This window comes from Atopobium sp. oral taxon 810 str. F0209, assembly GCF_000466405.1.
GTDB lineage: Bacteria > Actinomycetota > Coriobacteriia > Coriobacteriales > Atopobiaceae > Olegusella.
Genome location: NZ_KE952954.1, coordinates 44,537 through 54,813 on the forward strand (window position 1 = coordinate 44,537; position 10,277 = coordinate 54,813).

A 10,277-nucleotide genomic window follows, 5' to 3' on the forward strand; every position below is an offset into this window, starting at 1 on the left:
AACATGGCACTTTCTCGTCGTTCGTTCTTGGGTATGGCAGGCACTGCTGCCACCATCGCCGGACTTGGTCTGGCTGGCTGCGGCAAGTCTGGCAACAGCGGCGCTGGCTCTAACGCAGGCGACGCAGGCATCGAGCCCCAGAACGGCTCTCCCGCAACCACCCCGCTTGATAAGCTTCCCATCCCTGAGAAGGGCAAGATCTACAACAACCCGCTCGAGCGCGATGCAATCAAGGACGGCGGCACCCTCGTGCTCCCCGTTACCGAGATTGGCCCGGATTTCAACTACTTCAGCGTAAATGGCAACACCACCTACATAAGGTGGTTCTGGAGCCTTTACAACCAGGCTGCAGTTCTTTATGACTGCGATCCTACTGCAAAGGAATTCAAGCCCAACCCCAACTTTGTTGAGTCCAGCTCTGTTGAAGATAAGGACAGTAAGCAGGTTGTAACCATCAATCTCGCCGAGAAGGCAGTCTTTAACGATGGCACCCCCATCGATTGGACCGCTATTAAGGCCCTGTGGACCTGCATGAATGGCCAAAACAAGGACTTTACTCCTTCTAGTACCGACGGCTTTGATCAGATTTCAAGCGTCGAGAAGGGTGAGAATGACAAGCAGGCTATCATCACCTTTGATAAACCTTACTACCCCTATGAGGCTCTGATGGGTGCTCTACATCCCGCAGCTGCTGATCCTAAGGTCTTCAACGAAGGATGGGTCAACAACTGGCACAACGAGTGGGGCTGCGGTCCTTTCGTCATCGACAAGGCCGACGAGACTGAAATTACCTTTGTACGCAATGACAAATGGTGGGGCGATGAGGCTAAACTCGAGTCCATCACCTTCAAGCAGATGGACGCTCAGGCAATGTTCAACGCCTTCAAGAATGGTGAGATTGACGCAACTGAAGCTGGTCAAAGCGGTACTGCCGAGATGCTCTCCAACTTCTTGGGTATGGAAAACACCGAAGTACGTCGTGGCGACTCCCCCAGCATTGCTTGCATCGAGGTCAACGCTTCCCGTGAGGGCCTCAAGGACATTGCAGTCCGCAAGGCTTTCGCCCAATGCATCAACACCGAGACCATCTTGGGCATCGTCTATCAGGGCGTTAACTGGTCTGAGAAGCGCTTGGGCTCGCTGATTATTCTGCCTTGGATGGACGGCTATGAGAGCAACCTGCCCAAGGATGTCACTGATCCCAAGCCTGGCGACGAGCAGATTGCTGCCGCCAAGAAGACCCTTGAGGATGCTGGCTACACCATGGGCAAGGACGGTTACTACGAGAAGGACGGCAAGCAGGTCGCCTTTACCTTTACCGCCATTGGTGACTCCAACACCGTCAAGAATCGTGCAGCCGCTATCCAGAAGATGGCTAAGGATGCTGGCATGAAGATTGACATCGACAACAAGCCTAGTTCTGAGTTCTCCAAGACTCTGACCGGCGGCAACTGGGATACCTTCCTCCTTGGTTGGAACTCCAGCTCTGCTTCCTACAACAACGGTAAGCAGATCTTTGGCATCGACAGCTTCTCCAACTTCACGCACACTGGCTCCAAGGAGCTCGACGAGAAGTTTGTCGCTGTCACCGGCATCTCCGATCACGCTGAGCAGATGAAGGCCTTCAACGAGGCTGAGAAAGAAGCTCTCGCTTCTTACGCATTCATCCCTCTGTACGCTGGTGCAGACTGCATGCTCTGCAAGGCTGGTCTTGCCAACTGGGGCCCCGCTCTGCTCTCCGGCATCCAGGCCGAGAACATCGGTTGGGCAAAGTAAGCTCGTCTTACGCCAAATAAGCGCGGCTGAGAGCCTCCTTCGGGAGGCTCTCTTTTTATTGCCGCGAGATTCACGATATGTTGCGAGTCATCTCAAGCCTCGCCCCGCCCTGCTTGCCAAACGCCACATGTCGTTTCATGCCCAAGCGCCAAAAGCCACGTTCTATTTCACTTTTTTTGCCAAAAGCCACATTGCATTTCACGCGAAAAAAATCTACCTGCACAAATGCTGATGGCAATGAAGAGATCTGTGACTTCTGACATTTTTTTGAAGTAATCCGTGGCTTTTGGCACATAGAGCTGCGTCATTTGAAATGATATGTGGCTTTTGGCAAACAAGGCCGTGTTGGTTGAAAGAATGTGTGGCGTTTGGCAAATAGGGCCGCGCTGGATGAAATGATCGGTATTTTGGCAAGCAAAGCAGCGAGGGGATGAAATAACCGGTAGCATTTGACATGGCGCAGTGGCGCAAGGCATGAAAAAACCCGCAGGGGAAACTGCGGGTTTGGACGTACGCGATGTAAGCAGGGCTTAGATGGTGCCAAGAGGGAAAGTCAGGGCCATAATCACGATGCACAAACCAAAGACCACCGCAGAAATAACAGTCAAACGGTCAAGATTCTTTTCCCAAACAGCAGAGCCAGCAGCGGAATTGTACATGGAGCTAGCAATCATGTCAGAGACGCCTGTTCCTTTGCCAGAGTGCATCAGGATAAGCAACCCCGTGAACAAACCAGAAGCAATAAGCAGAACAACAAGGATGATATTAAGCACGTTCACAAAAGACTCCTTCACGCGGTAGACACAACCGCATACCAACTCCAAGACGGATAGCATAGAATTCTAGCAGAATAGCATCTATTAGTGCTTGCCACATCGTTTCAAGACTAAGGATACATATGGCTTATTCAGCAGCAATTTTTGATATGGATGGCACCATCTTGAATACCCTTGAGGACCTCTGGTCCTCGGTTAACTATGCCCTCGAGCTCCACGGCATGCCCAAAAAAAGTCATGAAGAAACTCGCCGCAATCTAGGTAATGGTATGGAGTTTCTCATTGGACATTCGGTACCCGCACATACGCCTGAGTCGCTAACACAGCAAATCCTAGCAGAGTTCAAAGCTTATTATGCAGATCACTGCGCACAGGCAACTGCCCCCTATCCAGGTATATATGAGCTGCTCGATGCCTTACACGCGCAAAATATTCGCTGCGCTGTGGTTTCTAACAAGGGCGATTTCGCTGTTCAGGAACTTGTGAAGCAGTATTTCCCTGGTAGGTTTGATATTGCCGTCGGTGAGCGCGAAAGCGTGCGGCGCAAACCCGCTCCCGACATGGTACAAGCAGCGCTCAAAAGCTTTGGACTCACACCAGCTGATTGTGTCTACATTGGCGACTCAGAAGTTGACATCGATACCGCTCACAATACTGGCTGTGACTGTATTGTGGTGGGTTGGGGCCTCCGTGACCATGACTTTTTGCTTGAGCATGGAGCGCCACGTATTGTCAATGACACAACAGCACTGCTGCAGACAATCCTAAGCTAGTTGAAACTCAAAGCAACGACGAAGCACAATATGCTTGGCACACGCCGCAGGCAGACGCGATTTACTTATCCTACAAAACGCATAAGCAAAAAAGAAACCAACAAATTCTTGATATTCACAATGCCTTCAAAGCATGCTCACCAAGGCATCATTTATGCTTATTTTTTGGGCAATCAACTGCGGATTTTGTATTTTTTCCTCAGAAAATCCCGCGAATACAACGCTTACCTATCGGTAAATGGCTGTGCGTATAAAAACAGTAATTTCGGGCTACTATTGGATTATGGAAGCATCGCTCATCCGAGGAAAGGTGGCACACATGGGCAAGAAAGCTGCTGAGGCACTCGAGATTAATTACGACGAGCTCGCCGACTATCTGCACTGCAATCACTCAGTGTATATGAAGGTCGACGGCAATGTCTATTACCTGACCGACGTTAACTTCGAGGCGTGGCGTGCACAGGACACCAGCAGGCGTAATAGCAAGAATCACTTTGTAGATTGCAGTCCTTTGGTTCCTACGGTCGACGAGTTCTTGGCTCTTCCCTTCATCCACGGCAAAACCATCAAGGATGTCTTCTCCGACTCCAAGTTCTACGCATCTATTTCTGGTGAGAAGAGCGCGTAAGCAAAGCCGATCGTAGCTTTGTACGAAGTTCTAAAACGACTCGGGGTCCGCTGGCGTAAGTCAGCGGACCTTAGTCATAAGAGCAGAACAAAAATGCAAGCAAAGCCATGCATACAGAACAAAAAGTGTGTCTGATTATGCGTCATACATAGAGCCTGAGATGACCCCAGACACAGCCTTAAGTTGTTAAGAAGCAGGCCACAACAACCCTCAACGCGCTACGTGTTACGGCGCAAAGCTGCAACGGGTCGAAAACGGTTCACGATTCATCAGCTCCATCGGAATTCGGTTCACGATTCATCATTGACCAAAAAATTTTCCAGGCCTTTTGTGAAGCCAAACGTGGAAAAGGAACCCTTTCCGAGTGGGATGATGAAAGAGGAACCCTCTTCCCAAATGGGGCAGTGAATGAGGAGCTTTAGAGGCGATGCACGATGAACCCCTTTCCCCGCACTGCCAAAATTTCGATAGATGGTTCGTTTCGATAGATGGTTCATCCTTCGGACTTGCGAAAAAAATGACCAGCGGTTTTACGTTTGCTCACTTCGAAGGATGAACCATTTGCGGTTGATATTTGTGGCTTGTGTTTGTGGTGTGTATCCCACCCGTATTCCAAATAGCGAAACTTGCATGTGTTGGAAAGCATCTTTTCCTCTATCACTTATCGGTTGCACGCCTGCGTATGTGTCAGACCACGGCATTTCCCTATACGCTCAGAGCCGAAAAGAGGCGCTGACCTATGTCAACGCCTCTAAAATCAGACACACTTTTATCCTATAAACTCTGTGCCATATATCCCAGAGCACGTTAAACATAAGCTCTGCTTGGTTATACCTATTTGCGCAAATTACTTACTCAGAATCAAAATCAGCCGTAAGGCTCTCCAGTTGATCGAGGTATTCATTTTCGGTAGCAAACTTGTGTGGCGACCTCTTGGCATAACGCTTAACTGCAGAGGCTGACTTCTTGATCTGTACTAAAGTGCCAGCACCAGCCACACAGCCACCAGGACAGGCCATACCCTCCAATAGATAGCCGGGATATTTGCCTTTGATGGCATCTTTCATCATTTGGCGGCACTCATCAAGACCCTCAGCATTTGCGATGGGCACCTCACGGTCAGGGTACTTCTCATGAATTGCATTGACAACCGCGTTTGCCACACCACCTGCGACCGCAAAGCCACGACCGTCGGCGCTCGCAACATCAAAATCGCTCTTATTGTCATCATGCAATCTGAGGTAATCGATATCCTTGGCTTCCATCATGCCTGCCATTTCCTCAAAGGTCAACACAAAGTCAACCTCAGAGCGAACAGACTTGCGAAGCGCTTCGCCCTTCTTTGCTGCACAAGGCCCTACAAAAACTATCTTTGCATTGGGATGCTGGCTACGAATCATACGCGCTGTCAAAACCATCGGAGTCAGCGCCATTGAAATAGCTTCCTTGTGCTCGGGGAATTCCTTCTTTGCCATAGAAGCCCATGCAGGACAACAAGATGTGCCCATAAACGGCAGCTTATCAGGTACCTCGGAAAGGTAATCCTCGGCTTCCTGTACCGTGCAGAGGTCGGCACCCAAAGCGACTTCTTCAACACCCGAGAAGCCTAATAACTTGAAAGCTTCACGCAGCTTGCCAACATTGCCTTTACCACCAAATTGGCCAACAAAGGCAGGCGCAACCGCAGCGATCACTTCTTCTCCCTGAAGAATGGAGAATATAACCTGCGCAATCTGACTCTTATCGGCAATAGCGCCAAAGGGGCAGTTAATGAGGCACTGGCCGCAAGAAACGCATTTTTCATAATCAATTTCAGCACGTCCATGCTCATCAGAACCAATGCAGTGCATGCCGCAGGCATCAGCACAGGGACGCACGTGATGATGAATTGCGTGGTAAGGACAAATCTGAGCGCAACGGCCACACTTGATGCAAAGGTCTTGATCGATAACCGCGCGCTTGTTGTGAAACGAAATCGCCTGCTTGGGACAAATCTCACGGCAAGGATGCGCAAGGCAGCCCTGACAGCTGTTGGTGACTTCATACACATTGTCTTTGCAAGCATTGCAGGCAAACTTGATAACGTTAATCAGTGGCGGCTTATAGTAGTCCAAACCGTTCGTTGTAGCTTCTTTGATTCCCTCAGAAACACGACGGGGCTTGTCAACACCTTGCAAAGGCAGGCCCAAAGCTAGACGAATGCGCTCGGAAATAATAGCACGCTCAAGAAAAACTGACTCACGATAGGTAGCTACATCACCAGGCAAAATCTTGTACGGCAGATTTTCAAATGCATCATCAAAATATTCATCACCACTTTCGGGATGACTCGGGATGCTATAGCAAATCTTTGCGACTTCGCGGAACACATCACGCCTAATTTTAGTTAGGTTGGTGTACACGCCACGCATGGTATCAGCCATGGTTGCCTCTCTCTTTTGCCGTATTTCTCCCCCAATTCTTAAAGCCTATTATGACGCAGTAAAGCCCAGCTTGACAAAGCGTTTTGGAAAGGCGGTTTCGAGCGTTATTTGCTGCTGAGTTACTGGATGCTCAAACTCCTCACGCCAAGCATGCAGCATCAGACCGTCAGGGTGTGGCGCTCCACCATAAAGGCCATCTCCTAGCAAAGGAAATCCCACAGAAGCAAGATGCACTCGAATTTGATGGCGACGACCAGAGAGCAACTCAAGCTCCAGTAAGCTCAAACCATTGCAGCGTTGAAGTACATGAACACGAGTATGCGCTTCTTTTCCATGGGGATTTATACGCATGCGATGAGCATCATGACGATCGCGACCGATAGCTGCATCTATCTGATGAATACGCAAGGGGAAATCGCCTGAGACCACGGCCAAATAGCGTTTATGCAAAGCATTGCTTGCCACCAGAGCATCAAAGGCAGGTTGGAATTCTTCTGTAAGAGAGAAAATCACAAGTCCCGTCGTTGCCACATCGAGACGCTGAATTGCCTGAGACCGCACAGCATAACCCTGCGTGTGTAGATATCCTGCAACTCGCTCGCTCAGATTAGGAACTCCTGTTCCATCTCCATGCACCAATATACCCGCAGGTTTATCGACTGCAAGGAAAAACTCATCTGCCGCAAGCAAAGAAAAGCCTTCCGCTGCAGATGGATTCAGCTGCTGCACTGGTTTAACAGCTAGCTGAAGCGTTACTTCTTCCCAAGCACTGAGCATGCCCTCAGGATGCAAGATCTGCTCTGCCGAACGCAAGCGTCCTTCGGCAAAGATGCGCTGAGTCTGCCGTCTAGAAATGCCTGCTGCCACAAGAAGTTCTCCTGCCAGCATCTCTTTTGTGGGCACAAAGCGTAGCTGCTCTCCACCAGAGATCACATGAAATGCCTGAGTTTTGCTCATTGCAGCTCCTAGATAGGATCTTCTGCCGACCAGCCCTTGCCATCCCTCACTTTGGCTTGGAGCAAATCATAAAAGGCCGTAACCATAGACCACGTATGAGGGGAGTTGCGCCATGCGACACAGATGGGATATTTTGCGCCCTCACCAAGGTCTATGAGACGCATACCTGCTTCTGCTGAGTTGGGAAAACTCGTGTGAGCCAGCTCAGATGAGCAAAAACAAGCACCTACTCCACGGTATGCCAGTGCCACCAAGGTTTCAGCATTTTTGGAAATCACACGCACGTCAGGATGAATGTTTTCGCGACGAAAAGCCTGACGTGGCACCGCCCCTGGTACATCTCCCTCTCCTACCAGCAAAAACGGCAGTTTTTCTAGTGCTTTGAGACCACCGTCCTTCGCCGCCTCTGCCACCACTTCTTCTACGCGACCAGGATAGTAGCGTTCAAGCAAATCTTGACGACAAAGCAGCATAACTGCTTCATCGTACAAATCTCGTACCACCAATCCCTGTGCATCGGGTTCGATTGTTGCCACAACCATATCAACGCGTCCTTCGCGCAACAGCTGTACCAAGTCTTGGTTTTCGCTCTCATACAAGCTGACCGTAATCTGAGGATAGCGACGCTGAAAACTGGCGATAGCACGCGGCATGATAATGTGGCCGCGCGTAGATGCCACACCAACACGCAAAAGACCACGCTGGTTGCCAGAAATATCGCGAAACTCCTGCTCCATCACGCGACGCTCAGCTTGAAAATGTCGCGCATGTTCAAGAAATTCTTCACCAGCATATGTCAGCGCCAAAGGCACATGACGATCGACTAGTCTCACATGCAACTCACGTTCAAGACCAGCTATATGAGCAGAAAGTGTCTGCTGAGTCACATTGAGCCGCTCGGCTGCGCGAGTAAAGCTAAGCTCTTCTGCAACTGCAATAAAGTAATCAAAGGAGCTAAAGTTCATATCTTCCTCCCCTTAAGTAGGCATATTTCTGGACCCATGCTGAACAATAAACTTAACTTTGCTTGGCGCTTTTTGGAGCATTCTGACGCTTTTTTAACACAAATTATATTTGTATATAATACATCTAAATACAGTTGGAATCCATGTTCTAATGAGGCAACAATAACCCTGTATGTAAGAGTATGAATTGAGGGGAACTTGCCGCATGGCTGAGTACATTACTCTTGGATTGTTCGTCGTAATGCTTTTAGTCACGCTCACTTCAGGTATCCCCCTTGTTGTATCACTCACAATTGGACTCGTTATCTTTTTGGCATATGGGCTCTTTCGTGGCAACAGCCCTCGTGCACTTTTTGACATGATCAAGCAGGGCGTATCCAAGGTTCGCCCCGTACTTCTTCTTTTGCTCATCATTGGAGCCATTACCGCAAGCTGGCGTGCAGCAGGTACTATTCCAGCTATCGTCTGTCTGTCAACCCAGATTATTTCTCCGCAGCTTTGCTTGGTTGCAATTTTTTTGCTCTGCTCGGCAATGTCAACACTCATGGGCACCTCTTTTGGTGCAGCAGCAACAATGGGCGTTGTCTGCATGACCATCGCCCGTACTATGGGTATCAATCCCATGTTTGCTGGCGGCGCAATTTTGGCTGGAGCCTACTGCGGTGACCGTTGCTCCCCTATGTCATCAAGCGCTTTTATCGTAGCAACCATCACTGATACCGACATTTTTGACAATGTTAAGCGTATGCTGCGCACGGGCATCGTTCCTTTTGTAGGCAGCTGCGTTCTCTACGTACTGATAGGCATATTCAGTGCAGGCTCGGGCAAGGTCCCCAATGTTTCTGCCGCTTTTTCGTCAAGTTTTGATATGTCACCTGTGGTCCTGCTTCCCGCTTTTGCCGTTATTGTACTTTCTGCTTTTAAGGTGCGCGTACACAAAACCATGCTGGTAAGTCTCGCGTTAGCAAGCATTATCTGCGTCTTTGTCCAGGGTATCCCTGTAGGTGAGCTGCCAGCACTTTACTTTGGTGGCTTCCACTCGATTAATCCTGCCTTGGCACATATGGTTGACGGCGGCGGTATTCACACAATGCTCGAGATTATCACCATCATTGCTATTGCTGGTAGCTACGCAACCATCTTTGAAGGCACCGGACTTATTTGCGGTATGCGCGGCATGATCAATAAAATTTCCCAGCGCTATACGCCCTTTGTAAGTGTGCTTATTACCTCGGCGCTGACTGCAATTATTAGCTGCGAGCAGACTTTGGCAGTCATGCTAACCCAGCAGCTTTGCAACGATGTCGAAGGCGATGGCTCTGCTCTGGCACTTGACCTGGAAAACAGCGTTGTGGTGATTTCAGCGCTAGTACCTTGGTCGATTACCTGCGCAGCTATTCTTTCTTTTGTAGGTGCCCCCGCCAGCTGCGTTGTGTGGGCCTTCCTGTTATATCTCATTCCACTGTGGACGCTGCTGCTGTCCTTTAAGTCTCGCAAGGATCCTAACTTCGTTGCCTCGGAAGCGGGACGTTTACTGGGTCTTGCCGAACACGATGATGTCCGCCGTGTCCGTGGCACTATAGATGCTCTTCCGAAGGTCGCATAATAGCGGCGCATTCCACCGCTTTTACGTTGCGCGTCATGTGTCTTTGCGCACACCCTTACGCAAACGGTTCAAAACCGTCGCTCTGCTTCCACAAAAGCACTGCTCACTTTTTTGCTGCGGATGCTTATTGAACCCGTTGTATAGCATTTCTCACAAGCGGTTCAAAAGCGTACCAAATGACTCGAGAAATCCCAGGTAAAAATTGTCGCAAGGGTGTTTATTGAACCGCCTGCGGGTAAAAGGGCGTTTCTTGAACCCGTTGTCTTCCCTTTAATGCAGACGGTTCAAAACCGTACCAAGTGCGCGAGAAAAGCCCTGATAAAAATTGCCGCAAGGGTGCTTTTTGAACCCGATGTGGGTTGAAAGGCGCTTA

Annotated in this window: 8 protein-coding genes; 4 read left to right on the forward strand and 4 right to left on the reverse strand. The window is 49.6% G+C overall.

Annotated features, from left to right (window positions below):
• Positions 1-3 precede the first annotated feature (3 nt).
• Positions 4-1,776, forward strand: coding sequence for an ABC transporter family substrate-binding protein (locus HMPREF9069_RS06425; protein ID WP_035438702.1), 1,773 nt, complete (start codon positions 4-6; stop codon positions 1,774-1,776).
• 530 nt (positions 1,777-2,306) lie between these two features.
• Here the strand turns inward: HMPREF9069_RS06425 and secG are convergent.
• Entirely contained in the window at positions 2,307-2,555 is a 249-nt protein-coding gene (secG, locus tag HMPREF9069_RS06430) for a preprotein translocase subunit SecG (RefSeq protein ID WP_035438704.1), read from the reverse strand.
• Positions 2,556-2,674: 119 nt separating this feature from the next.
• Here secG and HMPREF9069_RS06435 point away from each other — a divergent pair, with 119 nt between their 5' ends.
• Both HMPREF9069_RS06435 and HMPREF9069_RS06440 read left to right on the forward strand, forming a co-directional pair.
• The gene (locus HMPREF9069_RS06435) at positions 2,675-3,325 is read left to right on the forward strand and encodes an HAD family hydrolase (RefSeq protein ID WP_021626395.1); all 651 of its coding nucleotides are present in this window, start codon (positions 2,675-2,677) and stop codon (positions 3,323-3,325) included.
• A gap of 319 nt (positions 3,326-3,644) precedes the next feature.
• Complete coding sequence (locus HMPREF9069_RS06440) at positions 3,645-3,953, forward strand: hypothetical protein (RefSeq protein WP_035438705.1); 309 nt, start codon at positions 3,645-3,647, stop codon at positions 3,951-3,953.
• An 851-nt stretch (positions 3,954-4,804) separates the two neighbouring features.
• On the opposite strand, the gene HMPREF9069_RS06445 is transcribed toward HMPREF9069_RS06440, so the two are convergent.
• Genes HMPREF9069_RS06445 through HMPREF9069_RS06455 form a run of 3 tightly spaced genes read right to left on the reverse strand, consistent with a single transcriptional unit; the run spans position 4,805 to position 8,298 of the window.
• Positions 4,805-6,376: a 4Fe-4S dicluster domain-containing protein gene (locus tag HMPREF9069_RS06445; protein WP_021626398.1), complete on the reverse strand. Its 1,572-nt coding sequence runs from the start codon at positions 6,374-6,376 to the stop codon at positions 4,805-4,807.
• Positions 6,377-6,424: 48 nt separating this feature from the next.
• On the reverse strand, positions 6,425-7,333 hold the full coding sequence (locus HMPREF9069_RS06450; protein WP_021626399.1) for an RluA family pseudouridine synthase: 909 nt from the start codon (positions 7,331-7,333) through the stop codon (positions 6,425-6,427).
• A gap of 8 nt (positions 7,334-7,341) precedes the next feature.
• On the reverse strand, positions 7,342-8,298 hold the full coding sequence (locus HMPREF9069_RS06455) for a LysR family transcriptional regulator (RefSeq protein WP_021626400.1): 957 nt from the start codon (positions 8,296-8,298) through the stop codon (positions 7,342-7,344).
• A gap of 205 nt (positions 8,299-8,503) precedes the next feature.
• Between HMPREF9069_RS06455 and HMPREF9069_RS06460 the strand changes: the two genes are divergently transcribed.
• Entirely contained in the window at positions 8,504-9,904 is a 1,401-nt protein-coding gene (locus tag HMPREF9069_RS06460; RefSeq protein WP_021626401.1) for a Na+/H+ antiporter NhaC family protein, read from the forward strand.
• The last annotated feature ends 373 nt before the right edge of the window (positions 9,905-10,277 follow it).

Coding starts and splice junctions, on each gene's coding strand:
- HMPREF9069_RS06450 (WP_021626399.1), bottom strand. CDS start 7,333: ATGAGCAAAACTCAGGCATTTCATGTGATCTCTGGTGGAGAGCAGCTA.
- HMPREF9069_RS06440 (WP_035438705.1), top strand. CDS start 3,645: ATGGGCAAGAAAGCTGCTGAGGCACTCGAGATTAATTACGACGAGCTC.
- HMPREF9069_RS06455 (WP_021626400.1), bottom strand. CDS start 8,298: ATGAACTTTAGCTCCTTTGATTACTTTATTGCAGTTGCAGAAGAGCTT.
- HMPREF9069_RS06445 (WP_021626398.1), bottom strand. CDS start 6,376: ATGGCTGATACCATGCGTGGCGTGTACACCAACCTAACTAAAATTAGG.
- HMPREF9069_RS06425 (WP_035438702.1), top strand. CDS start 4: ATGGCACTTTCTCGTCGTTCGTTCTTGGGTATGGCAGGCACTGCTGCC.
- HMPREF9069_RS06435 (WP_021626395.1), top strand. CDS start 2,675: ATGGCTTATTCAGCAGCAATTTTTGATATGGATGGCACCATCTTGAAT.
- HMPREF9069_RS06460 (WP_021626401.1), top strand. CDS start 8,504: ATGGCTGAGTACATTACTCTTGGATTGTTCGTCGTAATGCTTTTAGTC.